The organism is Paenirhodobacter huangdaonensis (genome assembly GCF_004022465.1).
Classification (GTDB): Bacteria; Pseudomonadota; Alphaproteobacteria; order Rhodobacterales; family Rhodobacteraceae; genus Rhodobacter; species Rhodobacter huangdaonensis.
Genome location: NZ_SAVA01000003.1, coordinates 237,720 through 263,730, shown reverse-complemented (window position 1 = coordinate 263,730; position 26,011 = coordinate 237,720). Strand labels below are relative to the sequence as shown.

Here is a 26,011-nt window from a genome sequence, read left to right as displayed (position 1 = left end):
GCATGTCCATTCCCCAGCAGGGCGGAGGCCCGATCGAACGGTTCGAGCAGCTCGCCGAATACATCGCCTCGGGCGAGAAGCCGCGCGCCGACTGGCGCATCGGCACCGAGCACGAGAAGTTCGGCTATCTCGCCGACAGCCTGACGCCGCTGCCCTACGCGGGGCCGCGCTCGGTCAAGGCGATGCTCGAGGGGCTGCGCGACGGCTTCGGCTGGGAGCCGGTGCTCGAGCAGGGCAACATCATCGGCCTGACCCAGAACGGCGCCAATGTCAGCCTGGAACCGGGCGGGCAGCTCGAACTGTCGGGCGCGCCGCTCGAGACGATCCACGACACCTGCTCCGAGGTCGGCGAACACCTGCGCGAGGTGCACGCCGTGGCCGACCGGATCGGGGCGAAGTTCATCGGCCTTGGCGCCGCGCCGGTCTGGGGCGCGGGCGAGATGCCGATGATGCCGAAGGGCCGCTACCGGCTGATGACCGACTACATGGACAAGGTCGGCACGATGGGCAAGACGATGATGTACCGCACCTGCACGGTGCAGGTGAACCTCGACTTCGCCTCCGAGGCGGACATGGTGCAGAAGATGCGCGTGGCGCTGGCACTGCAGCCGGTGGCGACGGCGCTGTTCGCGAACTCGCCCTTCCTCGACGGCAAGCCGAACGGCTTCAAGTCGTGGCGCGCGAATGTCTGGCAGAACCTCGACCCGGCGCGTACCGGCATGCTGCCCTTCATGTTCGAAGAGGGCGCGGGCTACGAGCGCTATGTCGATTACGTGCTCGATGTGCCGATGTATTTCGTCTACCGCGACGGCCAGTACATCAACGCGCTCGGCCAGTCCTTCCGCGACTTCCTGAAGGGCGAGCTGCCGGCGCTGCCGGGCGAGAAGCCGACGCTCTCCGACTGGGCCGATCACCTGACCACCGTCTTCCCCGAGGCGCGGGTGAAGAAATACATCGAGATGCGTGGCGCCGATGGCGGGCCGTGGCGGCGGCTGTGCGCGCTGCCGGCGCTCTGGGTCGGGCTGATGTACGATCAGGGCGCGCTCGATGCCGCCTGGGATCTGGTGAAGGGCTGGGACGACGCCACCCGCGAGGGCCTGCGCCGCGCCGCCGCCAGCGACGCGCTGCAGGGCGAGGCTGGGGGCGTGAAGCTTCATGACCTCGCGCGCGAGGTGGTGGCGATCGCCAAGGCCGGGCTGGCCGCGCGGGCGCGGCCCTCGGCGAACGGGCTGATCCCGGACGAGACGCATTTCCTCAACGCGCTCGAGGAATCGATCGAGACCGGCAAGGTGCCGGCCGACGAGCTGCTCGATCGCTACAGGGGCGACTGGAACGGCGATCTGACGAAGATCTACGCCGATTACAGCTATTGAGACGGACAGGGAGGGGCGCTGCCCCTCCTGGCCTGCGGCCAGTTCACCCCGAGGTATTTGGGGCAAGATGAATGGGCGTGTTTCATCTTGCCCCAAATACCTCGGGGGGAGGCTGCGGATGCAGCCGGGGGGCAGCGCCCCCGCGACGGCTCAGCCCATCGGCACCGGCGGCGGGGTGTTGCCCGGCTGCGGCCCGAAGCGGTTGGTGCCGGGCTGCGAGGGCTGGACGAAGAAGAACAGCAAGATCAGCCCGCCGATGAGCGGGATGAAGGCGATCAGCAGCCACCAGCCCGACTTGTCGAGGTCATGCAACCGCCGCACCCCGACGGCGATCATCGGCACCAGAAGTGCCAGGGTGAAGATCGTGCTCAGCGGGCCGCCATTGCTGACCCAGCTCGCATAGCCCGGGCCGTGCATGAAGCGGCCGGTGCCGAACAGCATCGAATCGACGATGCTCAGCACGATCTGGCCGAGAAAGGCGAAAAGGACGAACCACCAGTATTCCGAGCGCGCGGCGCGGCCGGAAAAGGTGGCGTATTTCGTCAGCGACGTGCGAACGGCGGTCTTGAAATCCATCGGGGCCTCCTGGCTGATGCCTGCATCTGGCCCGCGAAGTGCGTCGGGATCAACCCTTCTTTCCGATCCGCGGCTCGCGCCCCTGGGCAAGGCGCTGGATATTGGCGCGGTGGCGCCAGAAGATCAGCACCGCCATCGCCGCGACAAGCAGCATCATCTCGCGGTGGCCGAGCGCGAGGGCGAGCGGCACCGCGGTGGCGGCCGAGACGAGGGCCGAAAGCGACGAGATCCGGCTGAGCGCCGCGGTCACCAGCCAGACCGCGCAGGCGGCAAGCCCCACCGGCCAGGCGAGCGCGATCAGCGTGCCGAGGAAGGTCGCCACCCCCTTGCCACCGCGAAAGCCGAGCCAGACCGGGTAGAGGTGGCCGACGAAGGCCGCGCCGCCGGCGATCTGCGCCGCGGTGTCGTCAAGGAAATGGCGTGCGAGCAGCACCGCCACCGCACCCTTGCCCGAATCGAGCAGCAGCGTGGCCAGCGCCGCGCCCTTGTGCCCGGTGCGCAGCACGTTCGTTGCGCCGATATTGCCCGAGCCGATCGTGCGCAGATCGCCCAGCCCCATCACCCGGGTGACCACCACCCCAAAGGGAATGGCGCCGAGCAGATAGCCCAGCACCGCCACCCCGGTCAGCACCGCGGCCCCGTTCTCCATTCCAGGCATCACTGCTCTGCCTCGTTCTTTTATTTTTCGTTATGCGGATAAACCTGCACCCCGGCGACGAATGTGGCAAGAACTTTGCCTTCCATCCGGGTGCCGTCGAACGGGGTATTCTTCGATTTCGAGTGCAGGGTAAAGCGGTCGAGGACAAAAGGCGCGTCCGGATCGAAGAGAACGAGGTCGGCGGGCGCGCCTTCGGCCAGCCGGCCCTGCGGCAGGCCGAGCCGTTTCGCCGGGTTCAGCGCCATCGCGCGGAAGAGCTGCGGCAGGCTCAGCGCGCCGGCGTGATAGAGCCGCAGCGCCGCCGGCAGCAGCGTCTCGAGCCCGACCGCGCCCGAGGCTGCCTGTTCGAAGGGCAGGCGCTTGCTTTCCTCGTCGGCGGGCGTGTGCATCGAGCAGATCACGTCGATCAGCCCGTCGGCCACCGCCTGCACCGCGGCCAGACGGTCCTCTTCGGACCGCAGCGGCGGGGTCATCTTGAAGAAGGTGCGGTAATCGCCGACGTCGAATTCGTTCAGCGTCAGATGATGGATCGAGACGCCCGCGGTGACGTCGAGCCCTGCGGCCTTGGCGCGGGCAAGCGCCGGCAGCGCCGCGGCCGAGGTGATCTGGTCGGCGTGATAGCGCACGCCGGTCATCTCGACGAGGGCGAGGTCGCGCTCGAGCCCGATCCGCTCGGCCATCGGGCTGACGCCGGGCAGGCCGCGCAGCGAGGCGAACTTGCCCGAGGTGACGGCGGCGCCGTGGCTCAGCCCCGGCTCCTGCGGGTGGCCCACCACCATCGCGCCGAGCGCGCGGGCATAGGTGAAGGCGCGGCTCAGCACCTTGGCGTCGGTGGTCACCGCCTCGGCATCGGTGAAGGCGACGGCACCCGCGTCCATGAGAAAGCCGATCTCGGTCATCTCGCGGCCGTCGCGGCCCTTGGTCAGCGCCGCCATGTGGCGGATGCGCACCGGCGCCTCGGCCGCGCGCCGGGTGGCGAATTCGAGCGATTCGGGGGTGTCGATCGCGGGCAGCGTGTCGGGGCGGGCGATCACCGTGGTGACGCCGCCGGCGGCCGCCGCGCGCCCCGCGGTGCGGAAGCTTTCCTTGTGGCGCTCGCCCGGCTCGCCGATCTTCACGCCGAGATCGACGATGCCCGGCGCAAGGCATTTGCCGGCGCAGTCGATCACCTCGGCGCCCCCGGGCGCGGCGATGTCGCCAAGCGCCACGATGCGGCCCTCCGCGATCAGCAGGTTGCCGGGGGTCTCGCTCAGGCGCTCCGGGTCGATCAGGCGGGCGTTCTGCAGGAACAGGGTCATGTCATTCCCCTCTGGATCTCGCGGACCAGCGACTGCACCGCCGCCGCGTCGTGAATGTGGAAGAAGCCGCGCATCAGCGGGCGCTCGGGCTCGTTACGGTGCCGGGTCACGCCGACCGGGAAGGTGACCGAATTGCGGCCGAGCCCGACCGCCAGATGCGGCGTCAGCGGGTAGCGCTCGAGGTACGGCGCGGCGCCCGGGCGCAGCGTGGCAATGTAGATCGCCCGGTCGGTGAGCGCGTAGCGCTGGTCATGAAGCCGGCGGTTGCCGAAACCGCTGCGCCGGACAAGCTGCAGCGCCGAGAGCACGAAAAGCCCGATCCCCGCCACCGCCTGCGCGGCCGAGCCTCCGGCGCGCAGGGTGATGACAAGCCCCGTCGCCGCGCCGCCCGCGAGCACCGCAAGGATCGCCGGCCCGCCGACGGGCGTGAACAGCCGCGGATCGGGCGCGCCGTGCCAGCGCAGCGCCTCACCCGGGGTGATCAGCCCGCCCCAGAAAGTGGCGCCATCGCGGCCCACCCGGGGCAGGGGGCTCTCCTCTCCGGCCGGGCCGGGGGCGGAGGCGGAGGCGGAGGCGGGCGCATCGCTCACCGTTTCACCTTCGCGCGTTTCGTCCGCGCCGCCTCGATCGCCGCGCTCACGGCGACACTGTCGGCAAGATGCTTGATCAGGTGCTTGTCGCCCGCCTTGGTGACGATCTGCACGTCGCCCATCAGCCGGCGCACGGCGGCGATCTCGAGCAGCATCACCTGCCGGCCCTGCGGCCCGACAAGGCGCCGGTCGGTCAGCTGCCAGCGCCGCGCGAAGACCTCGGAACGGAAGTAGAGCGCGCGCAGCGCCATGCCGGCGGCGATGGCGACGGCGGCCACCGCGATCTGGTCGGTATGGCCCATCCACACGAGCGCCGCCGAGACCAGCACGATGCCGATGCCGGCGAGAACCGCGGTGTCATACCAATACCGCCGGGGATCGGCGCTGAACACCGCCGCGACCGTCTCGCCCGGATCGAGCGGCAGCTCGGAGGCCGGGCCGGGGCGATAGTCGTGCACGCTGTCGCGCTTGATCTCAGACATAGACATCCCCGACGGCGGCGCGGCCGCGTTCGGCGCGCAGGTTCTGCGCCAAGAGGTCCATCACCGCCATGCGCACCGCGACGCCCATCTCGACCTGATCCTGGATGACCGAGCGGGTGATGTCGTCGGCGATGGTGCCGTCGATCTCGACGCCGCGGTTCATCGGGCCGGGGTGCATCACGATCGCCTCGGGTTTGGCGCAGGCGAGCTTTTCGGCATCGAGCCCGTAGCGGAAGAAATACTCGCGTTCCGAGGGGATGAAGCCGCCGTCCATGCGTTCCTTCTGCAGGCGCAGCATCATCACCACATCGGCGCCCGCAAGCCCCTCGCGCATGTTCTCGTAGACCTCGCAGCCAAACTCCGAGATCCCCGAGGGCATCAGCGTCGGCGGCCCGATCAGCCGGATGCGGTTCTTCATCTTGCCGAGCAGGATCAGGTTCGAGCGCGCCACCCGGCTGTGCGCGACGTCGCCGCAGATCGCCACCGTCAGCCCCTCGATCCGGCCCTTGCTGCGGCGGATCGTCAGCGCATCGAGCAGCGCCTGCGTCGGGTGCTCGTGCTTGCCGTCGCCGGCGTTGATGACGGCGCAGTTCACCTTCTGCGACAGCAGCTCGACTGCGCCCGAACTGGCGTGGCGCACCACCAGCAGGTCGGGGTGCATCGCGTTCAGCGTCAGCGCGGTGTCGATCAGGGTCTCGCCCTTCTTCACCGACGAGGTCTGCATCGACATGTTCATCACATCCGCGCCGAGCCGCTTGCCGGCCAGCTCGAAGCTCGACTGCGTGCGCGTCGAGTTCTCGAAGAACATGTTGATCTGCGTCATGCCGGCGAGCACGTCGGTGCGCTTCACCGTGCGGCGGTTCAGTTCGACGTAGCGGTCGGCGAGATCGAGGACGGTCCGGATCTCCTCCGGCGCCAGATGCTCGATGCCCAGAAGATGCCTTGCGCGGAATGACATGACTGCCTCCGAAGTTGTCCGGGGCCGCTTATGGCAAAAGGGGGGGCATCCGTCCAGCATGAAGCGGCCGGGGCGGGGGTGGAAAACGTCGCATCCTTGCCCCGGTTTTGCCATGGCGCCGGGGCAGAATGGGACTTTGACGGACTGATTTCAGGAGAGGTGCCATGCCGGATGTTCCGATCTCCGCCCAGGATCGGCGGCGGCGGCTGCGGCGCGAGGCCGCGGCGAGCCGGGCCGAAGCCTGGCAGCTTGCCGACAGCTTCGACGAATCGACCGCGCTGAGCTGGTTCTGGGCGCTGCTCTTTGGCCCGCTTTATTATCTCGTACACGGGTTCTATGCCCGCGCGCTGGTGGTTCTGGTGCTTTATCTGATGGGTATCGGTGTCTTAGTCTCGCCCTTCCTGGCCTATCCCGCCTGGCGCAAGCGGGCGCTCGGGCGAGCCGAGGTGATGCTGCGCGTCGATCGGGGCGGGCATCCGATGGGACGGGTGCTTTACCCCGGCCGCGCCCCGGCATAGCTTGGCGGCATGACCGCCGGAGCCGATCTCGATTACAACGCTGCCCGCGCCGCGCTCGAATGGCTGATCGAGCTCGGGGTGGATTCGGCTGTGCTCGACGAGCCGGTCGACGCCTATGCGCTGCCCGAGACGCTGAACACGCCGAAACCCGCGGCCGCCGCGGTGGCCTCGCAGGGCCCCGGCCCGCGGCCACTGCCTGTGCCCGAGGCCGGCCCCGATCCGGTCGCCGAGGCGCGCCGGGCGGCGGCTGCGGCAAAAGACCTCGAGGCGCTGCGCGAGGCGATTGCGGCCTATGATCTGTGCGAGCTGAAGAAGGGGGCAAAGACCACGGTCTTTGCCGACGGCAACCCGAAGGCGCGGGTGATGATCATCGGCGAGGCGCCGGGCCGCGACGAGGACATCCAGGGCAAGCCCTTCGTCGGCCGGGCGGGGCATCTGCTCGACAAGATGTTCGCCGCGATCGGGCTTGCCCGGACCAGCCCCGATGCCGAGGCGGCCTTCTACATCACCAACGTGCTGCCCTGGCGCCCGCCGGGCAACCGCGACCCGGAACCGGCCGAGATTGCGCAGATGCTGCCCTTCCTCGCCCGCCATGTCGAGCTCGCCGATCCCGATCTGATCGTGCTGATGGGCAATGCCGCCTGCGCCGCGGCACTGAACAAGCGCGGCATCCTGCGGCTGCGCGGACACTGGGCCGAGGCCTTCGGCCGGCCCGCGCTGCCGATGACCCACCCGGCCTATCTGCTGCGCCAGCCCCATGCCAAGCGCGAGGCCTGGGCCGATCTGCTCGACCTGCGCGCGCGGCTGAATGCGCGCGCGCCCTGACAAATGCGTGAACGGCGGGTGAAGCGACACTCCGTCCCGTAGGATGCGCGCTAGACTTTGCGTAAGGACCAGGCCAGGGCCAGCCCCTTTCCGCCGCACCGACCGACAGGACACGGACGATGAAGTTTCTCACCCGCTCCCTGATGGGGCTGTTTCTCACTGCGCTGACCCTTGGGCTGCTGGCGGCGGGGGGCTATGCCGTCATCGCGGCGATCAGCGCACGCAATGCCGCGCCCGAGCGCCCGGCGCAGGCGCGCGAGCGGGTCTTTGCGGCGAATGTGGTGACGCTCGACTTCGGCACGCGGGTGCCGCGGCTTACCGCCTATGGCGAGATCCGCGCGGTGCGGCGGCTCGAACTGCGGGCGGCGGCGGCGGGGCGGATCCGGGATCTGTCGCCGAATTTCGTCGAGGGCGGCACGGTCTCGGCGGGCGAACTGCTGGTGCAGCTCGACCCGGCCGAGGCACAGGCGGCGCGCGACACCGCGGCCGCGGCGCGCGGCGAGGCGCAGGCGGCGCTGGCGCTGGCCGAGCGCACCATGGCGATCGCCTCGGATGACCTGACCGCGGCCGGCCGGCAGGCGGACCTGCGCCGCTCGGCGCTCGACCGGCAACGCTCGATCGACGCGAAGGGTTTCGGCAAGGCGGCCGACACCGAGACCGCCGAGCTTGCCGTTTCGGCCGCCGATCAGGCGGTGCTGACGAAGCGCACGGCGCTCTCGGCGGCCGAGGCCGGGCTCGATCAGGCGCGCAACACGCTGCGCCGCGCCGAGATCACGCTTGGCGAGGCCGAGCGCAAGCTGCGCGACACGATGATCCGCGCGGGCTTTGCCGGCAACCTCGCCGGGATCAGCGCGGTGAAGGGGCGGGTCGTGGCGACGAACGAGATGCTCGGCGAGCTGATCGACCCCGCCGCGCTCGAGGTTTCGTTCCGGGTCTCGACGGCGCAATTCGCCCGGCTGACCGATGCCGCCGGCGCGCTGGTGCCGATGCAGGCCGAGGTGGCGCTGGATCTGCAGGGGCGCACGCTCAGCGCGCCCGCGACGCTGGTGCGGGTGGGGGCGGCGGTCGAGACCGGGCAGACCGGGCGTCAGCTCTTCGCCCGGCTCGATGCGCCTGCGGGCTTCAAGGCCGGCGATTTCGTCACCGTCACCCTCGACGCGCCGCCGCTCGAGGCGGTGGCCGAGGTGCCGTCGGCCGCCGTCGGCGCGGATGGCCGGGTGCTGCTCCTTGGCGCGGGCGACCGGCTTGCCGCGGTGCCGGTCGAGGTGCTGCACCGGCAGGGCGACACGGTGCTGATCCGCGCGGCAGGGCTTGCCACCGGGCAGGAGATCGTCGCCGAACGCACGCCGCTTCTGGGCGAGGGGCTGAAGCTGCGCCCGCTGCGGCCGGGCGCGGCCGCCACCGCGCCGGCGCTGGTGCCGCTCGACGCCGCGCACCGCGCGCGGCTGATTGCGCAGGTCGAGGCGAATGCGCGCATGCCCTCCGAGACGAAGGCGCGCCTCCTTGCCCAGCTCGCCGAGGAGGCGGTGCCGGCCGAGCTGATCGACCGGCTCGAAGCGCGGACCGGGGGCTGAGCCGGTGAGCGCACGCCCCGAGGATACCCCCGACAGCATCGCGACCGCCACCGCGACCGAGGCGAATGCTGCCGCGGCCGAGGCCGCCCGGGCCGAGGGCGCCTTTGTGCGCCCCGACGAGCCCCTGCCGCCGCCGCGCGGGATCATCGGCCGCTTCACCCGGCACCGCACGCTGGCGAATATCGTGCTTGTCATCATGCTTTGCGCCGGCCTTGCCGTGCTGCCGAAGATGCGTGCGCAGTTCTTCCCCGATTCGGTGACCGAAGAGGTCAAGGTCGAGGTGACCTGGGAGGGCGCCGGCGCCGAGGATGTCGACCGCGCTGTCGTGCAGGTGCTCGAACCTTCGCTGCTCTCGGTCGAGGGCGTCGACAGTTCCGAAAGCCGGGCGATCGAGGGCAAGGCGACGATCACCCTCGAGTTCGAGCCGGGCTGGGACATGGGCCGCGCGGTGAACGATGTCGAGCAGGCGATCACCGCCGCGGGCGATCTGCCCGAGGCCGCCGACGAGCCCGTCGTCACCCGCGGCGTCTGGCGCGACACGGTGACCGATGTGGTGCTGACCGGCCCGATCTCGCCCGAACAGCTGGGCCGGCTGGCCGACGAGCTGGTGGTGCGGCTCTACGCGGCGGGGGTGACGCGCACCACGGTGCAGGGCATGGCCGCGCCGCGCACGCTGGTCGAGGTGCCGACGGCGCAGATGATGCGCCACAACGTGACGCTGAGCCAGATCTCGGCGCTGATCGCGGCCGAGGCGGCGACGAGCCCCGCGGGCGACGTGGCGGGGGGCGCGGCGCGTGTGCGTACCGGCGAGGAGCGGCGCGCGGCGCGCGACATCGCGGGGATCGTGATCCGCACCAACCCGGACGGTTCGCTGCTGACCATCGGCGATGTGGCGCAGATCCGCGTCGAGGGGGCGAACCGGGCGCGGGCCTATTTCGTCGGCGCGAACCCGGCGATGACGGTGAATGTCTCGCGCTCGGCGGCGGGCGATGCGATCGCGCTGCAGCACGAAGTCGAGGCGGTGGTGGCCGAGATCCGCCCGACCCTGCCTGCGGGCACCACCATCGACCTTGTGCGCACCCGCTCGGCCGCGATCATCCAGCGGCTCGAACTCCTGATGAAGAACGGCGCGCAGGGGCTGGCGCTGGTGCTGGTGCTGCTGTTCCTGTTCCTGAATGCGCGCACCGCCTTCTGGGTGGCGATGGGGATTCCCACCTCGATGGCGGCGGCGCTGGCGGTCATGTACCTCGGCGGCATGACGCTCAACATGATCTCGATCTTCGCGCTGATCCTGACCCTAGGCATCGTCGTCGACGATGCGATCGTGGTCGGCGAGCACGCCGATTTCCGCGCCCGCGAGCTGGGCGAGCACCCGGTTCTCGCGGCCGAGCAGGGGGCCTGGCGGATGGCGGCGCCGGTGCTCGCCTCGTCGCTGACCACGATCATCGCCTTTGCCGGGCTGACGGTGGTCGGCGGGCCGATGGGGCGGATGGTCGAGGATATCCCCTGGACGGTGATCGCGGTGCTCGCCGCCTCGCTGATCGAGTGCTTCCTGATCCTGCCCAACCACATGAGCCACGCGCTTGCCCATACTGCGAAGGGCGCCTGGTATGACGCGCCCTCGCGGGGGGTGAACCGCGGGCTCGACTGGGTGCGGGTGCAGATCATGCGGCCGATGGTGCGGCTGATCGTGCGGGCGCGCTATGCGGTCGTGGCGGGCGCGCTTGCGCTGCTGCTCAGCCAGGTCGCGCTGCTGATCGGCGGCACGGTGCAGTGGCGCTTCTTCGCGCCGCCCGAACAGTCGACGGTCTCGGGCGCCTTTGCCATGCTGGCGGGCGCCTCGCGCGCCGACACCATGGCGCAGATGCAGGCGCTGCAGCGCGCCGTCGACCGGGTCGGACAGGAGTACGCGGCCGAGACCGGCACCAACCCGGTCGAATATGTGCTGGGCCAGATCGGCGGCGCCTCGGTCCGCGCGCTTGCCTCGGCCGAGGGCAAGGACACCGACCTTCTGGGCTCGATCTCGGTCGAGCTGATCGATGCCGACCTGCGCCCCTTCTCCTCGGCCGATTTCGTCGCCCGCCTGCAGCGCGAGGCCGAGCGGATGCCGCTGCTCGAGGAGCTCAGCTTCCGCGGCTTCCGCAGCGGGCCTTCGTCGGACGGCATCTCGGTGCAGTTCTCGGGCGCCGAAAGCCGGGTGCTGAAGGAGGCGGCCGAAGACCTGAAGGCGGCGCTTGCGGCCTTCCCCGAGGTTTCGGCCCTCGAGGACACGCTCGCCTATGACAAGGAGGAGCTGATCCTGTCGCTGACCCCGCAGGGTGCGGCGCTCGGCTTCGACATTGACAGCCTCGGGCGCGAACTGCGGGCGCGGCTGAACGGCACCGAGGCGGCAACCTATCCCGACGGCGTGCGCTCGGCCTCGATCCGGGTCGAGCTGCCGGAACGCGAGCTGACCGCCGATTTCATCGAGCGGATGCAGATGCGCACGCCGGCGGGCAACTGGGTGCCGCTCTCCGACATCGTCACCCTGCGCTCGGAAACCGGCTTCTCGACGATCCGGCGCGAGGACGGGGTGCGGCGCGTGGGCGTCACCGGCGACATCTCCGAGGATGATCCGGCGCGGGCGAACGAGATCCAGCGCATGCTCCGCGACGAGATCCTGCCGCGCATCGCCGAGGAGCGCGGCGTCGTCTTCACCCTGACCGGCGCGGCCGAGCAGGAGCGCGACTTCATGTCGGACGCGATGACCGGGCTGATCCTGTGCCTCGTCGGCATCTACATCGTGCTCGCCTGGATCTTTGCCAGCTGGACCCGGCCGGTGGTGGTGATGTCGGTGATTCCCTTCGGCCTTGTCGGCGCGATCTGGGGCCATGCGCTCTGGGGGCTGCCGATGTCGATGTTCTCGGTCGTCGGGCTGATCGGCATGACCGGGATCATCATCAACGATGCGATCGTGCTGATCTCGACCGTCGATGAATATGCGGTGAAGCGCGGCCTTGGCCCGGCGATCGTCGATGCGGTGGCGGACCGGCTGCGGCCGGTGCTGCTGACCACGCTGACGACGGTGCTGGGGCTGGCGCCGCTGCTTTACGAGACCTCGGCCTCGGCGCTGTTCCTGAAACCCACGGTCATCACCCTGTGCTACGGGCTCGGCTTCGGCATGGTGATCGTGCTGCTGGTGGTGCCGACGGTGCTGGCGATCCAGCTCGATGTGACGCGACAGCTGCGGGCGCTGCGCCACGGGCTGCGGGCGCGGCCGCTGCGCGGGGTGCTGGGTGCGGCGGCGGGGCTGATCGTGCTCGCCTTCGTCGCAACGCTCGGCCGCGCGATGCTGGCGGGGCAGGGCGTCGCGGCGGCACTTGGCCTGTTCGTGGGGCTTGCGGCGCTGGTGGTGGCGGGCGCGGGGCTCGTCGCGCCGCGGATCGCGCGCGCACGGCTCGGTGCGGCGCGCTGAGGCGTCTCAGTTCGCGGGGCAGCCGTCGATCTCGATCGCGCCCGCGTCGCTCAGCACGGTGATCCGCAGATCGGACTGATCGAGGGGGAAGGGCTTGCCGCTGTCGGGCACGAATTCGGCGCTGGCGAGCAGCGTGTTCCCTTGCCGCTCGGCCTCCGAATCCGAGACCCACATCGGCGTCGAGCGCAGTTCGAACAGCGCCACCTCGCCCGCCGCCTCGGGCAGGTCGATCGCCGCCTTCACCCGCATCCCGTCGGCGATCGGCTCGACCGTGCAATGCGCAAGGCCGGGCTGGCGCAGCGGCACCGCCGCCATCGCCGCGCGGATCTCGGCATCGGGCGCGCCCGGCCCGGCAAGATCGGCGCCAAGTTCAAGCGAGACCGGCACGCAGACATCGTGGCAGATCCCCATGTCGAGATCGGCCGACAGCGTCACCGGTTTCGCCGGATCCGTGGGGGTGATCTTGAGCGGCAGGATCATCTCGTCGTGATAGCCCACGGTGCGCAGCCCGTTCTGGTCGAAGACCTGCGGCGCGGGCCAGATCACCTGCACCTTGGCGACATTGTCCGACCCGGCGAAATCGATCACCGGCGGCACCCCGGCATCGCCCGGGCTGCGCCAGTAGGTCTTCCAGCCGGGATCGAGTGCGATCTTCAGGGCTGCGATCCGGCTGCCGTCGGGGGCCTCCCAGCCGGGCAGCACCTCGGCCCCCTCCATGCCGGGGGGCAGCGGCTCCTCGGCGCGGGCGGAAAGCGCGGCAAGGCAGAGGCAGAGCGGAAGCAGCGGGGCGAGATGTCTGGGCATGTGCTTCCGATAGCGCCTCGGGGCCGGGCAGTCCAAGTCACAAACGCGCCAGCGCGGTCTTTGTGTGCGGCTTTGCCACAGTCGGCGCGGGGCGGGGGCTTGATCGCGCGGGGGCACGCGACCACCTTTTGAGGAATGGCGCATCCCGCGCCCGTGGAGGCCGACATGGACCTGACCGGAAAACTCCTGATCGCGATGCCCGGCATGGGCGACCCGCGCTTCGAGCATGCGGTGGTGGCGGTCTGCGCCCATTCGCCCGAGGGCGCGATGGGGGTGATCGTCAACAAGCCGCTGCCGACGCCGGGGCTGAGCGACCTGCTCACCCAGCTTGGCATCCCGGTGACCGCCTCGGACCGGCCCGAGCGTGCGCCGATCCTGTTCGGCGGCCCGGTCGAGACCGGGCGCGGCTTCGTGCTGCATTCGCGCGACTGGACGGGGCAGGGGCCGGCGATGGAGGTGATGCCCGAGATGGCGATGACCGCAACGCGCGACATCCTCGAGGATATCGCACAGGGCCGTGGCCCGGACCGCGCGCTCCTTGCGCTTGGCTATGCCGGCTGGGGGCCGGGGCAGCTCGAGGCCGAGATCCTGTCGAACGGCTGGCTCATCGCGGATGGCGACGCCGAGATCGTGCTCGGTGCCGATCACGCGACGAAATGGACGCGCGCCCTCGCCACCATGGGCGTCGATCCGCGCACGCTTTCGGCCGCGGCGGGCCACGCCTGAGCGCAGAAGGGGGGCGCTGCCCCCCGGCTTCGCCTCCCCCCGAGGTATTTTCCCAGGAAGAACGCAAGCGAAACGTGCCTTTGCATTCATCTTGGCAAAAATACCTCGGGGGTGAGCGCCTCTGGCGCGAGGGGGCAGCGCCCCCTAGCTGCGCGGCGCCGCGGCGCGCTGCAGCCGGTCGTTGATCGCGCGGCCAAGCCCGGTGTCGGGGATGGGGGCGACGGCGATCGTTGCAGCGCCGCGTGCCTGCGCCAGCCGGTCAGCCGCGCGCAACGCGCCGAACAGGCGGGCTGCCGCCTCGATCAGATCGCCGCTTGCGGAGAGCGTCAGATCGGCCGCGGGGCCGGGGCCGAAGCCGAGGAAGACCTCGCCCGGGCGTTTCTCGGTGGCGTTCAGCCGCACGGCGGCGCCGGGGGCGTAATGCGATTTCAGCTGACCGGGGGCGTTCGGTTTCGCCGCATCCCCGCCCGTCGGCAAGGCACAGCCAAGCGCCGCTTCGAGCGCTTCCGCCGGCAGCCCGCCCGGGCGCAGCAGCGTCGGCGGATCGAGCATCAGGATCGTCGATTCGAGCCCCACCGCACAGGGCCCGCCATCGACCACCGCGGCGATCCTGCCGTCGAGCCCCTCGAGCACATGCTCGGCGGTCGTCGGGCTGACCTTGCCCGAGGGATTGGCCGAGGGCGCCGCGACCGGGCCGCCGAAGGCCGCAAGCAGCGCGCGCGCGACCGGATGGGCGGGCATCCTGACCGCCACCGTGTCAAGCCCGGCACTGACGAGATCCGAGATCCCCGCCTCGGGGCGCAGCGGCAGCACGAGGGTCAGGGGGCCGGGCCAGAACGCCGCGGCAAGCGCCCGCGCCCGGTCCGGGAACAGGGCCACCCGTTCCGCCGCGGCAAGGTCGGGCACATGCACGATCAGCGGGTTGAAGCGCGGCCGGCCCTTGGCCGCATAGATCCGCGCCACCGCCTCGCCCGAGCGGGCATCGCCGCCAAGGCCGTAGACGGTCTCGGTCGGAAAGGCCACGAGATCACCCGCGGCCAGCAGCTCGGCGGCCCGTGCGATCCCCGTGGCATCGGCTGCGAGACGTTCGGTCATGCGATCCATTCACCTCCGGTGACGCTGCGTTGCGGTTGAAGGCGCCTTCCCTTGCGGTAACTTGTCGCCCGAGTAAACTCGGTCATAAGCGCGCTGGCGCCCCTTGCCAAGCGCCCCCAGGAGGAAGCCATGTCCTATCGTTCGCCCGTCGCGGAACTGCGGTTCATTCTCGACAAGGTGGTGCCGCTCGCGCCGGTCTCGGCGACCGAGAAATTCGCCGAGGCGACCGGCGAGACCGTCGATGCGATCCTGACCGAGGCGGCAAAGCTGTGCGACGAGGTGATGGCGCCGCTGATCCGCAACGGCGACCTGCATCCGGCGAAGCTGGAAAACGGCGTGGTGCGCTCCTCGCCGGGGTTCAAGGAAGCCTATGAGCAGATCGCCGAGGGCGGCTGGGTCGGGATCTCCTCGCCGGTCGAATACGGCGGCATGGGCCTGCCGCTGACGATGGCGATCGCGGTCAATGACATGATGTCGGGCGCCAACCTCGCGCTGCAGCTCAATCCGCTGCTGACCCAGGGCCAGATCGACGCACTCGAGCATCACGCCTCGGACGAGATCAAGGAACTCTACCTGCCGAAGCTGATCTCGGGCGAATGGTCGGGCACGATGAACCTGACCGAACCGCAGGCCGGTTCCGACGTCGGCGCGCTGCGCACCAAGGCCGAGCCGAATGGCGACGGCACCTATTCCGTCACCGGGCAGAAGATCTTCATCTCCTGGGGCGATTCGGACATGACGAAGAACGTCTGCCACCTCGTCCTCGCCCGCCTGCCCGACGGCGCGCCGGGCACGAAGGGGATCTCGCTCTTCATGGTGCCGAAATACCTCCCCGACGCGAACGGCGAGCCGGGCGTGGCGAACAGCCTGAAGGTCGTCTCGCTCGAGCACAAGATGGGCCTGCACGGCTCGCCCACCTGCGTGATGAGCTTCGAGGGCGCGAAGGGCTGGATGGTCGACGGCCCGAACAAGGGCATGGCCGCGATGTTCACGATGATGAACAACGCGCGTCTGAACGTCGGCGTCGAGGGCATCGGCATCGCCGAGGGCGCCTATCAGAAGGCGCTGCAATATGCGCAGGACCGGGTGCAGTTCAAGCCGATCATCGAGCATGCCGACGTGCGCCGGATGCTCGCCTCGATGAAGGCCGAGGTGTTTGCGGCGCGCTCGATCGCGCTTGCCTGCGCCGTGGCGATCGACATGGGGCACGCGACCGGGGACGAGGCCTGGACGGCGCGCGCCGCGCTGCTGACCCCGATCGCCAAGGCCTATGGCACCGACACCGGCATGTGGGTCTCGGATCAGGGCATCCAGGTGCACGGCGGCATGGGCTTCATCGAGGAGACGGGCGCCGCGCAGTATTTCCGCGACGTGCGTGTGACCGCGATCTACGAGGGCACCAACGGCATCCAGTCGATGGACCTTGTCGGGCGCAAGATGATGGACGGTGGCAAGGCCGCGTTCCGCCTGCTGCAGGAGGTCGAGGAAGACGCCAAGGCCGGGCGCGAGGCGCTGCCCGATCTCGCCGACGCCGTCTGGCAGGCCGCGGAGACGCTGCGCGAGCACACCGAATGGATGATCGGCCAGGACATGCAGGACCGCTTTGCGGGCTCCGTGCCCTATCTCAAGGCCTTCGCCCGGGTGCTCGGCGCGCATTTCCATCTGCGTGCGGCGATCGCCGAGGGTGCCGGGTCGCGTCATGCGAAGCTTGCCGCGGTCTATATCCGCCGCCTGCTGCCGCAGTTCGCCGCGGCGCTGGCCGAGGCGCGCGAGGGCGCCGAGGGGCTCTATGCGCTGTCGGTCGAAGACCTGAGCGCATGAGCCACGGGACCGCGCGGAAAGGGCTGCACTACCCCTGGCCCGATCCGCCCGCCCCGGGTGAAACCGTTGAGATTGCGGAGGGCGTGCTGTGGCTGCGCCTTCCGCTGCCGATGGCGCTCGACCACGTCAATGCCTATGCCCTCGATGATGGCGACGGCTGGACGCTGGTCGACCCCGGCATCGACACCCCGGCCTGTCGTGCTGCGCTGCAATCGGCGCTCGACGGGCGGCTTGCGGGCAAGCCCGTCACCCGCGTTCTCGTCACCCATTACCACCCCGATCACATCGGCCTGGCGGGCTGGTTGCAGGCGCGCGGCGCCGAGCTGGTGACCACCCGCACCTCTTGGCTCTTCGCCCGGATGCTGGTTCTTGACGAGCAGCCGGTGCCGGTCGCCGAAACGCTCGACTTCTGGCGCCGCGCCGGGATGCCCGCCGACCTGCACGCCCGCCGCACCCTCGAGCGCCCCTTCAACTTCGCCGATTGCGTGCATCCGTTGCCCTTGGGCTTCACCCGGATCCGCGAGGGCGACCGGGTCGTGGCCGGCGGCCGGCGCTGGCGGGTGCGGATCGGCGAGGGGCATGCGCCCGATCATGCCACGCTCTGGTCCGAGGACGACGAGCTGATCCTTGGCGGCGATCAGCTCTTGCCCTCGATCTCGGCCAATCTCGGTGTCTATGCGACCGAGCCGATGGCCGATCCGGTCGCCGACTGGCTGGAGAGCTGCCGCGCCTTCCAGCCTTTCGCGCATCGCCACCATCTGGTGCTGCCCGGCCACAAGACGCCCTTCACCGGCCTGCCGCTGCGGCTGCGGCAGATGATCGAGAACCACGAGGGCGCGCTCGCCCGTCTGCGCACGCTGCTGGCCGAAGGGCCGCGGCCGGCCACCGCCTGCTTCCCCGCGCTCTTCAAGCGGCCGATCGGCGAGGGCGAATATGGGCTCGCGCTGGTCGAGGCGGTGGCGCATCTCAATCACCTCTTGCACCGGGGCGAGGTCCGCCGCACGCTGACCGAGGATGATATCTGGCACTGGTCCCTCGCATGAGCGACACCCCGATCCGCACCGTTGCCGAGGCGCATGAGGAAAGCGCGCTGCCGCGCGCCCATGCGGTGCTGACCAATGACGATGCCGGGGCGCCTTTCGAGACCCTGCCGCTGCCGCCCGGAATGGCCGACGAGCCATTCGAGGACAAGTCGCCCGCGCAATGGGCCTATGAGCGGCTGGTCCTCTATATCCAGAACTTCGAGAACCAGCTGCAGCCTGACGAGGAGGTGGCGCTGGGCATCACCGGCGGCGATGTCGGGGTGCTGCAGATCGAGGGGCTCGGCTATTTCGCTCCCGACATCCTGACCTTCTATGGCCGCGACGAGGACGGCGCGCGCACCCAGCTGATCCAGCATGTGAGCCAGCTCAACGTGATGCTGGTGGCGATCCCGAAGCCCGCGGCCGAGGACGAGGCGCGGCGGATCGGCTTCCGCCTGGCCCGGGGACTGACGGCCGAGCGCAAGGGCTGAGACGCGGCGCATCGCATGGATGACAGGCGCACGGCGCTGCGCTAGGCTTGCCTTGGGAGACAGTCGGGAGGAAACGATGGCCGATTACAGAATGGGCAGCATGGACATCCGTGCTCAGGAGAGAACATTCGCCGGATTCCTGCGCTTCGTGACCGTCGGGGCGGTTGTCATCGTGGCATTTTTGGTGTTCCTCGCTCTGGCAAACGGCTGATCCGTCAGCCCTGTCACGAGTTTGAGGAGGACGGCAGATGCGCCGACTTATCATCTGCTTGATCCTGCCGCTGGCGCTGGCCGCGTGCGGGGCACAACCCGTCTGGGCACCGGACGATGTGGTGCAGAAGGCGGCGGTGCACACCGGCAACCCGCCCTCGGTGACGCTGTTCACCGTGATCGGCACCCATACCGGCTCGGGCGGGCATTCGTCGCTGATGATCGACGGCACGCAGCGGGTGATCTTCGACCCGGCCGGGACCTGGAACCACCCCTGGGTGCCCGAGCGCAATGACGTCGACTACGGCATCACCGAGCGGATGTACAAGTTCTACATCGACTACCACGCGCGCGAGACCTGGTATGTGCGCGAGCAGCGCGTGCCGGTGACGCTTGCGCAGGCGGATGCGATGATCCGCCGGGCCGAGGCGAATGGCGCGGTGAACAAGATGATGTGCGCCAATGACACCTCGGCGGTGCTGCGCGACATCCCGGGGTTCGAATCGCTGCCGAACACCTTCTCGCCGCTGAAGCTGTCGAAGGCCTTCGGCAAGCTGCCCGGCGTGGTGACCAAGGATCACTACGACAACGACCCCGATGACAATTCGGGCGTGCTGATGGTGCAGCAGGAAGAGATCAAGCACGGCACCAATCTGCCGTTCTGATCCGGCGGCAGACCGGTCAGACGATGTGCGCCCGGGGCCTGCGCCCCGGGCGTTTTCATTTCAGCCGACCAGCCAGAGCGCGAGATAGAGCGAAACGAAGCCGCCAAGGATCGCGGCGAGGGTGTTGCGCGTGACGAGCCCCGCCAGCACCGTCACCGCGGCAGCAATCAGCCGCGCGGGGTCGGGGGCGCCGCCCGTCGCCTGCGGCCAGAGCACCAGCGGCGCGACCAGCCCCGGCAGCACCGCCACCGCGGTATAGCGCAGATAGCGCAGCGCCCATTCCGGCAGCGGTCGGCGCCCGGCGAGGCCGAGGAAGGAATAGCGCAGGAAGAAGGTGCCGATGCCGAGGGCGAGGATAATCGTCCAGATCTCGGCCCGGCCATAGAAGTCTGCGGTCATCGGGCGGCCCTCCGGGTCAGGAAGGTTTCGGCCCGCGCACCCGCGGCCATCGCCAGCACCGCGGCCACCAGCACGCCCAGCCCCGAGGGCAGGAACGAGAAGACGAGCGCCGCGACGACCGAGACCGTCGCCGCGACCAGATGCGGCAGCGAGCGCAGCAGCGGCGCGATCATTGCGAGGAAGGTCACCGGCACGGCGAAATCGAGCGCGAATTCGGCCGGGATCGCCGCGCCCAGAAGCGCGCCCGCGAGTGTTGCGACATACCAGGTCGGGCAGTTCGGCGTGCAGGCCCCGGCGTAATAGGCGAGCTTCTCGGCCAGGCTCTGCTGCGGCGCGCGCTCGTAATCCTGCGCGGCGACGGCAAAGCTCTGGTCGATCATGAAATAGGCGACGAGCGCCTTCTGCCAGCGCGGCGCGGCGCCCAGATGCGGCGCGAGCGAGGCCGAATACATCGCCATGCGCAGGTTGACCGCGAGCGAGGTCAGGATCACCAGCAGCGCCGGCGTATGGTCGTTCATCAGCTGCACCGCGGTGAACTGCGATGCGCCCGCAATGACCAGAACCGAGAACCCCATCACCTCGACGAGGTTCAGCCCGGCCTCGGTCGCGGCGACGCCGAAGAGGGTGCCGAAGGGCACGATCACCAGCATGAAGGGCAATCCGTTGCGCAGGCCGCGCCAGTAGGCGGCGGAAAGTGAGGGGCGGTCGGTCATGGTGGCTTGCTCGCTGCGGCGTGTTGCGCCAGTTCTAGGGGCAGCGACGAAGGGCGCCAAGGGCGCGATTGTATCGGAGGCATTATGCGGATCGCCGGGCTGATCCTGGCCGGCGGGCAGGGCCGCCGCATGGGCGGTGTCGCGAAAGCGCTGCTGCCGCTCTCCGGCCGTCCGCTGGCGGTCCATGTCATCGCGCGGCTGGCGCCGCAGATCGGGGCGCTGGCACTGTCGGCCAATGGCGATCCCGCGCGCTTTGCCGGGGTCGGCCTGCCGGTGCTTGCCGACCTGCCGGGCGAGGCCGGGGAGGGGCCGCTGGCCGGGCTGCGGGCGGGGCTTCGCTGGGCCGAAACCGTGGGCGCCGAGGCGCTGGTGAGCGCGGCGACCGACACGCCCTTCCTGCCCGGCGACCTGGTGGCGCGGCTCGCCGCCCCGGGGGGGGCGGCCTTCGCGACCTGGCGCGGCCGGGCGCATTACACCGCAGCCTTCTGGCCGCTGTCCGAGGCGGCGCGGATCGGGGCGCTGTTCGCGGCCGGTGAGCGGCGGCTGCGGGTGGCGCTTGGCGCGGCGACGGAGGTTGCCTTCGACGACCTGCCCGAGGATCCCTTTGCCAATCTCAACACGCCCGAGGACCTTGCCGCCGCCGCGCTGCGGATCGGGGGCGCGCGGTGAGGCCGGTCATCCGCCACGGCGTCGATCCCGAGCAGCGCGCACAGGCAGCGCGGCTTTACTGGCAGGCCTTCGGTGGCAAGCTTGGCATGGTGATGGGGCCCGAGGCGAAGGCGATGGCCTTCATCGAGCGGGTGATGGCGCCCGATCACGTGATCTCGGCGAGCGACGCGGCCGGGGCCTTGCTGGGGGTGATCGGCTATCGCACCGCGCGGGGATCCTTCGTCGGCGGGCGGATGTCGGACCTGGTGGCGGTCTACGGCCGCTTCGGTGCCTGGTGGCGGGGCCATGCGCTTGGCGTGCTGGCCGAGGATCTGGAGCCCGGCACGATCGCCGTCGACGGGCTTGCCGTGGCCGAGGGCGCGCGCGGCGCCGGGGTCGGCGCCGCGCTGGTCGAGGCGCTGTCGGCCGAGGCGGCGATGCGCGGCTTTGCCCGGCTGCGGCTCGAGGTGATCGGCGAGAACCTGCGGGCGCGGGCGCTCTATGACCGGCTCGGCTTCGAGGTGACGGCGCGCTGCGAGAGCCGGGTGAAGGCGCTGATCTTCGGCTATCGCTCGAGCCTCACCATGGTGCGCCACCTGTGACCGGCCCGGTCGCGGGGCGCTGCCCCGCCCCCCGAGGTATTTCGGCCCGGAAGAAAGCCCGGGCGGCTCAGTCGAAGGTGCCGGTGACGCGGCCGAGCAGCATGAAGGCGCGCGCGGTGCGGGTCTCGGCGAGTTCCGCCACTTCCTGATCGGAGGCGTTCGCCTCGAACTCGGTGAAGGTGCGGTCGAACTGGCGCAGGAAGTGATGTGCGGCGTCGCGGAAGATCGTGTCCGAGCGCATCCGCCCGGCGGTGAGAGCCAGCGAGGAGCGATCGCGCACGCCGCCGAGCGCGGCAATCTCGCGGCCGCGTTCGCCTTGGGCGAAGCGGCGCCACAGCTCGGGCCGGGCGCGGTCGGGGCGCAGGTCGTCCATGTAGATGCCGTCCTGCGAGAGCAGGTTGAGCACGTCCTGCGCGGCGCGGATCAGCTTGGCCATCGTCCGGTCCTCGAGCGCGCGGCGCAGCGCACGGAAGCCCTCGCGGTCGTCGGCATTGTCGGGGAAATTGAGCGCGCGGATGAAATCGGCGACCGAGACCGGCTGCGCGAGCGCCTCGGCCGGGGTGCCGAGGGCGAGGGCGGGCTGGTCCTCGCCGGGGGCGGCGGGGGCGGGGGCCACCAGCGCCGCCTTGCGGTCGGCCGAGGGCTGCGTCGCGCCGGCATCGCGCCGCGAGGTGAAGGTGGCGATCGCGGTTTCCGCCTGGCGGGCGACCTGCGCCACCTCGTCGAGCTTCTTCTCGATCGTGCTGCCGGGGCGCAGCTGGGCCTGGGCAAGCCAGGCCGTGCGCATCGTCTCGACCGAGGCCTTCAGCGCCTGCGCCTCGGCACGCATCTCGGCGGCGGTGCGCGCGGTGATCGCCGCGATCCAGATCATCACCAGCGGCAGAAGGATGCCGGTCACCGCCATCACCAGCGCGGCGGCATCGAGCCCGGCGCCGGGGCCCGGCACGAAGAGCCAGAACGCCGCGACGAGGACGAGCCAGGCAAGGCTGAGCCCGGTGGCGATCCGCTCGATCGGGCCGAAGCCCTGCCGGGCCGCGGCGCGCGCACGCACGTCGGCGATCGGGGTCGCGCCGACGGCGGCCGGCGGCTCGGGGGCGATGCGATCCGGTTTGGCGTCGCTCATCACGGCAAACCTTTCGGGCTGGTCCTCAGATGTAGCGGACCGAGAGGATTTCATAGCTGCGTTCGCCGCCGGGGGTGCGGACCTCGACACTGTCACCTTCGTCCTTGCCGATCAGGGCGCGGGCGAGGGGCGATTTCATGTTCAGCAGGCCGCGCTCGAGATCGGCCTCGGCCTCGCCCACGATCTGATAGGTGCGCTCCTCGTCGGTGTCGGCGTCGACGAGGGTGACGGTGGCGCCGAACTTGATCGCGCCGGTCATCCGCGAGGGGTCGATCACCTCGGCACGGCCGAGAATCGCCTCGAGTTCCTTGATCCGGCCCTCGATGAAGCTCTGCTTCTCGCGCGCGGCGTGGTATTCGGCATTCTCCGACAGGTCGCCGTGCTCGCGGGCCTCGGCGATCGCCTTGATGACGGTGGGGCGTTCGACCGTCTTGAGGGTCTTCAGTTCGGCATCGAGCGCGTCGAAACCCGCGCGCGTCATCGGTATCTTTTCCATTGAGAGCCCCTGCTCCGAGCTTGCTGGCAACATCGTGTTGACTGGAGTGTAAATCCGCCATCCCCCCCCGAAGTCAAGGGCTGCGCCCTATTTTCGCCGCATCGATGCGCGAGGGGTCAGGCATTGGAATTGCACGAGACATTAACATGCAGGGAATTTTCAGGGCTTCGATCGCCTATGCTTTGAGTGCGCTTGCGCTGACAGGGTGGCTTTATGGTGACGCTGCGCGCCTGATTTGGGAGGCCGGCGCGACGGTGCATGCTTCGGCAGGGATGATGATCGGGGCGGCGGGGCAGATTTGGCCGTGGCTGCTGATCGGTTTCGCGCTCCTCGGCCGGCGCCGGATCGTCGCGCGGATGGCGCCGCTTGTCTTCGTCACCGGTGCGACCCTGTTGCTGACGTTTGGCTTTTCCTTCGCCAAGAATGCCATTCCGGTCCTCGTGCCCTATTATGCGGATGCAGCGCTTGCGGCCTTCGACAACTGGCTGCATTTCGGCCGCGACCCCTGGCGCATCGCGCATGACCTGCTGGGGGATCGCGGGCCGGGCGGGATGCCGTGGCTTTACCTGATGGTCTGGGGGCTGTGTGCGATCGGCTTCCCGGTGGTCGTGGCCGCGACCGATCCCGATTTCGCGCGGGCGCGGCGATATCTGTGGCTGTTCTTCGCCTCCTGGCTGGGGATCGGAAACGTTCTGGCGCTCGCCGGGTCTTCCGTCGGGCCGGTCTATTACGACCGGCTGACCGGCACCGAGCGGTTCGGGGAACTGACGCAGGCGCTTGCGGCTTCCGGCCTTTCCGAGACCGGGATCGGGGTGATCCAGGAACGTCTCTGGCACCGCTACCTTGGCGGTGGGCTCGACTTCGGTCTTGGCATCTCGGCCTTCCCGTCGATGCATGTCGCCGTCGCGACGATTGTCGCGCTCTATCTTGCCGAGCGCTCACGCTGGCTGGCGCCGCTGGGCGGGCTGTTCCTGCTGTCGATCTTCTTTGTCTCCGTCTACACGGGCTATCACTACGCGGTTGACGGATATGTGGCCTGTCTCGTCGTGCTTGCCGGCCACGTCGGACTGCGCCACCTGTCCGGCGTAAAAAAGCGAAAGAATGTTGCGCATAGTCGCTGCGTCACAATTGCTTCGTTCCGTCAGGTAAGTTAGCAACGGGGCCGTAGAGCTGAAGCCAGTCGAGGGAGCCAGGCCATGGCGGCGATCGAACGCGAGTCGATGGAATATGATGTGGTGATCGTGGGTGGCGGTCCCGCGGGGCTGTCGGCGGCGATCCGTCTGAAACAGATCGACCCGGATCTCAACGTCGTGGTGCTCGAAAAGGGCTCGGAAGTGGGCGCGCATATCCTGTCGGGTGCGGTGCTCGACCCGGTCGGGCTCGACAAGCTGATCCCGGACTGGCGCGACAAGGGCGCGCCGATCAAGACCGAGGTGAAGAAGGACAATTTCTTCATCCTCGGGCCGGCCGGGCACATGCGCATTCCGAACTGGCCGATGCCGCCCCTGATGTCGAACCACGGCAAGTACATCGTCTCGATGGCGAATGTCTGCCGCTGGATGGCCGAGCAGGCCGAGGAGCTGGGCGTCGAGATCTTCCCGGGCATGTCGGCTTCGGAAATCGTCTGGGACGGTGACCGGGTCGCCGGCGTCGTCGCCGGCGAGATGGGGCTCGAGTCGGACGGCACGCCCGGCCCGCAGTATGAGCCCGGCATGGAGCTGCGCGGCAAATACGTGATGCTGGCCGAGGGCGTGCGCGGCTCGCTCTCCAAGGTGGTGATGGAGAAGTTCGAGCTGTCGAAGGGCCATTGCCCGCAGAAATTCGGCCTCGGCATGAAGGAGATCTGGGAGATCGACCCCGCGAAGCACCGCGAGGGCACGGTGACCCACACCATGGGCTGGCCGCTCGGCAAGAACGCGGGCGGCGGTGCGTTCATCTACCATCTCGAGAACAACCAGGTGTTCATCGGCTTCGTGGTGCACCTGAATTACGAGAACCCGTATCTCTTCCCCTACATGGAGTTCCAGCGCTTCAAGCACCACCCGATGGTGCAGGGCCTGCTCGAGGGCGGCAAGCGCGTGGCCTATGGCGCGCGGGCGATCTCGGAGGGCGGCTGGCAGTCGATCCCGAAGGTGACCTTCCCGGGCGGCGTGCTGCTCGGCTGTTCGGCGGGGCTGGTGAACGTGCCGCGGATCAAGGGCAACCACAACGCGATGCTGTCGGGCATCGCGGCGGCCGAGGCCGCTGCGGCGGCGATCAAGGCCGGGCGCGAGGGCGACGAGCTGGTCGAGTACGAGGCCGACCTGCGCTCGGGCCCGATCGCGGCCGACCTGAAGAAGGTGCGCAACGTCAAGCCGATGTGGTCGCATTGGGGGCTGGCCGCCTCGCTGGTTCTCGGCGGGCTCGACATGTGGACGAACAATCTCTTCGGCTTCTCGTTCTTCGGCACGATCAAGCACGGCAAGACCGATGCCGCGCATACCGGCGAGGCGAAGAACTTCAAGCCGATCGACTATCCGAAGCCCGACGGCAAGATCAGCTTCGACCGGCTGACGAACGTGGCCTTCTCCTTCACCAACCATGAGGAGAGCCAGCCGTGCCATCTGAAGCTGAAGGACCCGTCGATCCCGATTGCGGTGAACCTGCCGAAATACGCCGAGCCGGCGCAGCGCTACTGCCCGGCCGGGGTCTATGAGGTGCTGACCGACGAGGCCGGCAATCCGCGCTTCCAGATCAACTTCCAGAACTGCGTGCATTGCAAGACCTGCGACATCAAGGACCCGTCGCAGAACATCACCTGGACCACGCCGCAGGGCGGCGACGGCCCGAACTATCCCAACATGTGAGCCCGCAAGGCCCGCAGGGAAAAATGGAAAACGGGGGAGGCGGC

General features: G+C 69.6%; 27 protein-coding genes. 15 read left to right on the top strand and 12 right to left on the bottom strand.

Annotated elements, in window-relative coordinates:
- Positions 1-2: 2 nt before the first annotated feature.
- Positions 3-1,373 (top strand): glutamate--cysteine ligase, encoded by a 1,371-nt coding sequence (locus EOW66_RS06830; protein ID WP_128155677.1) that lies wholly within the window; start codon positions 3-5, stop codon positions 1,371-1,373.
- A gap of 150 nt (positions 1,374-1,523) precedes the next feature.
- Here EOW66_RS06830 and EOW66_RS06825 read toward each other — a convergent pair whose 3' ends face one another.
- Genes EOW66_RS06825 through EOW66_RS06800 form a run of 6 tightly spaced genes read right to left on the bottom strand, consistent with a single transcriptional unit; the run spans position 1,524 to position 5,935 of the window.
- Positions 1,524-1,949, bottom strand: a complete 426-nt coding sequence (locus tag EOW66_RS06825) for a DUF805 domain-containing protein (RefSeq protein ID WP_128155676.1) — start codon at positions 1,947-1,949, stop codon at positions 1,524-1,526.
- 49 nt (positions 1,950-1,998) lie between these two features.
- Positions 1,999-2,607 carry a glycerol-3-phosphate 1-O-acyltransferase PlsY gene (gene plsY, locus EOW66_RS06820; protein ID WP_128155675.1) on the bottom strand — a complete coding sequence of 203 codons (609 nt, stop codon included), beginning with the start codon at positions 2,605-2,607 and terminating at the stop codon, positions 1,999-2,001.
- 20 nt (positions 2,608-2,627) lie between these two features.
- On the bottom strand, positions 2,628-3,905 hold the full coding sequence (gene pyrC, locus EOW66_RS06815; protein ID WP_128155674.1) for a dihydroorotase: 1,278 nt from the start codon (positions 3,903-3,905) through the stop codon (positions 2,628-2,630).
- Positions 3,902-4,495 carry a hypothetical protein gene (locus EOW66_RS06810; protein WP_128155673.1) on the bottom strand — a complete coding sequence of 198 codons (594 nt, stop codon included), beginning with the start codon at positions 4,493-4,495 and terminating at the stop codon, positions 3,902-3,904. The genes pyrC and EOW66_RS06810 overlap by 4 nt, the downstream gene beginning before the upstream one ends.
- The gene (locus EOW66_RS06805; RefSeq protein WP_128155672.1) at positions 4,492-4,977 is read right to left on the bottom strand and encodes a hypothetical protein; all 486 of its coding nucleotides are present in this window, start codon (positions 4,975-4,977) and stop codon (positions 4,492-4,494) included. Before EOW66_RS06805 ends, EOW66_RS06810 begins: the two co-directional genes overlap by 4 nt.
- Entirely contained in the window at positions 4,970-5,935 is a 966-nt protein-coding gene (locus EOW66_RS06800) for an aspartate carbamoyltransferase catalytic subunit (RefSeq protein WP_128155671.1), read from the bottom strand. The genes EOW66_RS06805 and EOW66_RS06800 overlap by 8 nt, the downstream gene beginning before the upstream one ends.
- Before the next feature lie 164 nt (positions 5,936-6,099).
- Between EOW66_RS06800 and EOW66_RS06795 the strand changes: the two genes are divergently transcribed.
- The 4 genes from EOW66_RS06795 (at position 6,100) to EOW66_RS06780 (ending at position 12,306) form a co-directional block, all read left to right on the top strand.
- Entirely contained in the window at positions 6,100-6,453 is a 354-nt protein-coding gene (locus tag EOW66_RS06795) for a DUF2628 domain-containing protein (protein ID WP_128155670.1), read from the top strand.
- 9 nt (positions 6,454-6,462) lie between these two features.
- Entirely contained in the window at positions 6,463-7,278 is an 816-nt protein-coding gene (locus EOW66_RS06790; RefSeq protein ID WP_128155669.1) for a uracil-DNA glycosylase, read from the top strand.
- A 119-nt stretch (positions 7,279-7,397) separates the two neighbouring features.
- Positions 7,398-8,852: an efflux RND transporter periplasmic adaptor subunit gene (locus tag EOW66_RS06785; protein ID WP_128155668.1), complete on the top strand. Its 1,455-nt coding sequence runs from the start codon at positions 7,398-7,400 to the stop codon at positions 8,850-8,852.
- Positions 8,853-8,958: 106 nt separating this feature from the next.
- On the top strand, positions 8,959-12,306 hold the full coding sequence (locus EOW66_RS06780) for an efflux RND transporter permease subunit (protein ID WP_239017532.1): 3,348 nt from the start codon (positions 8,959-8,961) through the stop codon (positions 12,304-12,306).
- A 6-nt stretch (positions 12,307-12,312) separates the two neighbouring features.
- On the opposite strand, the gene EOW66_RS06775 is transcribed toward EOW66_RS06780, so the two are convergent.
- Positions 12,313-13,110 (bottom strand): protein-disulfide reductase DsbD domain-containing protein, encoded by a 798-nt coding sequence (locus EOW66_RS06775; RefSeq protein WP_164881052.1) that lies wholly within the window; start codon positions 13,108-13,110, stop codon positions 12,313-12,315.
- Between the two features lie 165 nt (positions 13,111-13,275).
- Here EOW66_RS06775 and EOW66_RS06770 point away from each other — a divergent pair, with 165 nt between their 5' ends.
- Complete coding sequence (locus EOW66_RS06770) at positions 13,276-13,836, top strand: YqgE/AlgH family protein (protein ID WP_128155666.1); 561 nt, start codon at positions 13,276-13,278, stop codon at positions 13,834-13,836.
- A gap of 144 nt (positions 13,837-13,980) precedes the next feature.
- Here the strand turns inward: EOW66_RS06770 and EOW66_RS06765 are convergent, their stop codons facing one another.
- A complete protein-coding gene (locus EOW66_RS06765; RefSeq protein WP_128155665.1) occupies positions 13,981-14,931 on the bottom strand; it encodes an L-threonylcarbamoyladenylate synthase in 951 nt (316 codons plus the stop codon).
- 129 nt (positions 14,932-15,060) lie between these two features.
- On the opposite strand from EOW66_RS06765, the gene EOW66_RS06760 reads away from it, so the two are divergent.
- From EOW66_RS06760 to EOW66_RS06740, 5 genes are all read left to right on the top strand, one after another.
- Positions 15,061-16,752, top strand: coding sequence for an acyl-CoA dehydrogenase (locus EOW66_RS06760; RefSeq protein WP_128155664.1), 1,692 nt, complete (start codon positions 15,061-15,063; stop codon positions 16,750-16,752).
- Positions 16,749-17,795 carry an MBL fold metallo-hydrolase gene (locus EOW66_RS06755; RefSeq protein WP_128155663.1) on the top strand — a complete coding sequence of 349 codons (1,047 nt, stop codon included), beginning with the start codon at positions 16,749-16,751 and terminating at the stop codon, positions 17,793-17,795. The genes EOW66_RS06760 and EOW66_RS06755 overlap by 4 nt, the downstream gene beginning before the upstream one ends.
- Positions 17,792-18,265, top strand: a complete 474-nt coding sequence (locus EOW66_RS06750) for a DUF6173 family protein (protein WP_128155662.1) — start codon at positions 17,792-17,794, stop codon at positions 18,263-18,265. Before EOW66_RS06755 ends, EOW66_RS06750 begins: the two co-directional genes overlap by 4 nt.
- Positions 18,266-18,341: 76 nt before the next feature.
- On the top strand, positions 18,342-18,476 hold the full coding sequence (locus EOW66_RS06745; protein WP_128155661.1) for an aa3-type cytochrome c oxidase subunit IV: 135 nt from the start codon (positions 18,342-18,344) through the stop codon (positions 18,474-18,476).
- Between the two features lie 37 nt (positions 18,477-18,513).
- Positions 18,514-19,140: a hypothetical protein gene (locus EOW66_RS06740; protein WP_128155660.1), complete on the top strand. Its 627-nt coding sequence runs from the start codon at positions 18,514-18,516 to the stop codon at positions 19,138-19,140.
- 60 nt (positions 19,141-19,200) lie between these two features.
- On the opposite strand, the gene EOW66_RS06735 is transcribed toward EOW66_RS06740, so the two are convergent.
- Both EOW66_RS06735 and EOW66_RS06730 read right to left on the bottom strand, forming a co-directional pair.
- Positions 19,201-19,539 (bottom strand): AzlD domain-containing protein, encoded by a 339-nt coding sequence (locus EOW66_RS06735; protein ID WP_128155659.1) that lies wholly within the window; start codon positions 19,537-19,539, stop codon positions 19,201-19,203.
- The gene (locus tag EOW66_RS06730; RefSeq protein ID WP_128155658.1) at positions 19,536-20,252 is read right to left on the bottom strand and encodes an AzlC family ABC transporter permease; all 717 of its coding nucleotides are present in this window, start codon (positions 20,250-20,252) and stop codon (positions 19,536-19,538) included. The genes EOW66_RS06735 and EOW66_RS06730 overlap by 4 nt, the downstream gene beginning before the upstream one ends.
- Before the next feature lie 84 nt (positions 20,253-20,336).
- On the opposite strand from EOW66_RS06730, the gene mobA reads away from it, so the two are divergent.
- Both mobA and EOW66_RS06720 read left to right on the top strand, forming a co-directional pair.
- Entirely contained in the window at positions 20,337-20,921 is a 585-nt protein-coding gene (gene mobA / locus EOW66_RS06725) for a molybdenum cofactor guanylyltransferase MobA (RefSeq protein WP_128155657.1), read from the top strand.
- Positions 20,918-21,502, top strand: coding sequence for a GNAT family N-acetyltransferase (locus EOW66_RS06720; RefSeq protein ID WP_239017523.1), 585 nt, complete (start codon positions 20,918-20,920; stop codon positions 21,500-21,502). The genes mobA and EOW66_RS06720 overlap by 4 nt, the downstream gene beginning before the upstream one ends.
- Before the next feature lie 67 nt (positions 21,503-21,569).
- Here EOW66_RS06720 and EOW66_RS06715 read toward each other — a convergent pair whose 3' ends face one another.
- Complete coding sequence (locus tag EOW66_RS06715; protein ID WP_128155656.1) at positions 21,570-22,625, bottom strand: hypothetical protein; 1,056 nt, start codon at positions 22,623-22,625, stop codon at positions 21,570-21,572.
- A gap of 25 nt (positions 22,626-22,650) precedes the next feature.
- Entirely contained in the window at positions 22,651-23,121 is a 471-nt protein-coding gene (gene greA / locus EOW66_RS06710) for a transcription elongation factor GreA (protein WP_164879987.1), read from the bottom strand.
- Positions 23,122-23,267: 146 nt separating this feature from the next.
- On the opposite strand from greA, the gene EOW66_RS06705 reads away from it, so the two are divergent.
- Positions 23,268-24,275 (top strand): phosphatase PAP2 family protein, encoded by a 1,008-nt coding sequence (locus EOW66_RS06705; RefSeq protein ID WP_164881051.1) that lies wholly within the window; start codon positions 23,268-23,270, stop codon positions 24,273-24,275.
- A gap of 42 nt (positions 24,276-24,317) precedes the next feature.
- The gene (locus EOW66_RS06700) at positions 24,318-25,967 is read left to right on the top strand and encodes an electron transfer flavoprotein-ubiquinone oxidoreductase (RefSeq protein ID WP_128155654.1); all 1,650 of its coding nucleotides are present in this window, start codon (positions 24,318-24,320) and stop codon (positions 25,965-25,967) included.
- Positions 25,968-26,011: the final 44 nt, after the last annotated feature.

Bases quoted from the DNA above. Each gene is read 5' to 3' on its own strand.
- EOW66_RS06705 (WP_164881051.1), top strand. From the start codon at position 23,268: ATGCAGGGAATTTTCAGGGCTTCGATCGCCTATGCTTTGAGTGCGCTT.
- EOW66_RS06825 (WP_128155676.1), bottom strand. From the start codon at position 1,949: ATGGATTTCAAGACCGCCGTTCGCACGTCGCTGACGAAATACGCCACC.
- EOW66_RS06795 (WP_128155670.1), top strand. From the start codon at position 6,100: ATGCCGGATGTTCCGATCTCCGCCCAGGATCGGCGGCGGCGGCTGCGG.
- EOW66_RS06790 (WP_128155669.1), top strand. From the start codon at position 6,463: ATGACCGCCGGAGCCGATCTCGATTACAACGCTGCCCGCGCCGCGCTC.
- EOW66_RS06765 (WP_128155665.1), bottom strand. From the start codon at position 14,931: ATGACCGAACGTCTCGCAGCCGATGCCACGGGGATCGCACGGGCCGCC.
- EOW66_RS06750 (WP_128155662.1), top strand. From the start codon at position 17,792: ATGAGCGACACCCCGATCCGCACCGTTGCCGAGGCGCATGAGGAAAGC.
- EOW66_RS06805 (WP_128155672.1), bottom strand. From the start codon at position 4,977: ATGTCTGAGATCAAGCGCGACAGCGTGCACGACTATCGCCCCGGCCCG.
- mobA (WP_128155657.1), top strand. From the start codon at position 20,337: ATGCGGATCGCCGGGCTGATCCTGGCCGGCGGGCAGGGCCGCCGCATG.
- EOW66_RS06785 (WP_128155668.1), top strand. From the start codon at position 7,398: ATGAAGTTTCTCACCCGCTCCCTGATGGGGCTGTTTCTCACTGCGCTG.
- EOW66_RS06745 (WP_128155661.1), top strand. From the start codon at position 18,342: ATGGCCGATTACAGAATGGGCAGCATGGACATCCGTGCTCAGGAGAGA.
- EOW66_RS06800 (WP_128155671.1), bottom strand. From the start codon at position 5,935: ATGTCATTCCGCGCAAGGCATCTTCTGGGCATCGAGCATCTGGCGCCG.
- EOW66_RS06755 (WP_128155663.1), top strand. From the start codon at position 16,749: ATGAGCCACGGGACCGCGCGGAAAGGGCTGCACTACCCCTGGCCCGAT.
- plsY (WP_128155675.1), bottom strand. From the start codon at position 2,607: ATGCCTGGAATGGAGAACGGGGCCGCGGTGCTGACCGGGGTGGCGGTG.
- EOW66_RS06775 (WP_164881052.1), bottom strand. From the start codon at position 13,110: ATGCCCAGACATCTCGCCCCGCTGCTTCCGCTCTGCCTCTGCCTTGCC.
- EOW66_RS06700 (WP_128155654.1), top strand. From the start codon at position 24,318: ATGGCGGCGATCGAACGCGAGTCGATGGAATATGATGTGGTGATCGTG.
- EOW66_RS06735 (WP_128155659.1), bottom strand. From the start codon at position 19,539: ATGACCGCAGACTTCTATGGCCGGGCCGAGATCTGGACGATTATCCTC.
- EOW66_RS06760 (WP_128155664.1), top strand. From the start codon at position 15,061: ATGTCCTATCGTTCGCCCGTCGCGGAACTGCGGTTCATTCTCGACAAG.
- EOW66_RS06740 (WP_128155660.1), top strand. From the start codon at position 18,514: ATGCGCCGACTTATCATCTGCTTGATCCTGCCGCTGGCGCTGGCCGCG.
- EOW66_RS06730 (WP_128155658.1), bottom strand. From the start codon at position 20,252: ATGACCGACCGCCCCTCACTTTCCGCCGCCTACTGGCGCGGCCTGCGC.
- EOW66_RS06715 (WP_128155656.1), bottom strand. From the start codon at position 22,625: ATGAGCGACGCCAAACCGGATCGCATCGCCCCCGAGCCGCCGGCCGCC.
- pyrC (WP_128155674.1), bottom strand. From the start codon at position 3,905: ATGACCCTGTTCCTGCAGAACGCCCGCCTGATCGACCCGGAGCGCCTG.
- EOW66_RS06830 (WP_128155677.1), top strand. From the start codon at position 3: ATGTCCATTCCCCAGCAGGGCGGAGGCCCGATCGAACGGTTCGAGCAG.
- greA (WP_164879987.1), bottom strand. From the start codon at position 23,121: ATGGAAAAGATACCGATGACGCGCGCGGGTTTCGACGCGCTCGATGCC.
- EOW66_RS06770 (WP_128155666.1), top strand. From the start codon at position 13,276: ATGGACCTGACCGGAAAACTCCTGATCGCGATGCCCGGCATGGGCGAC.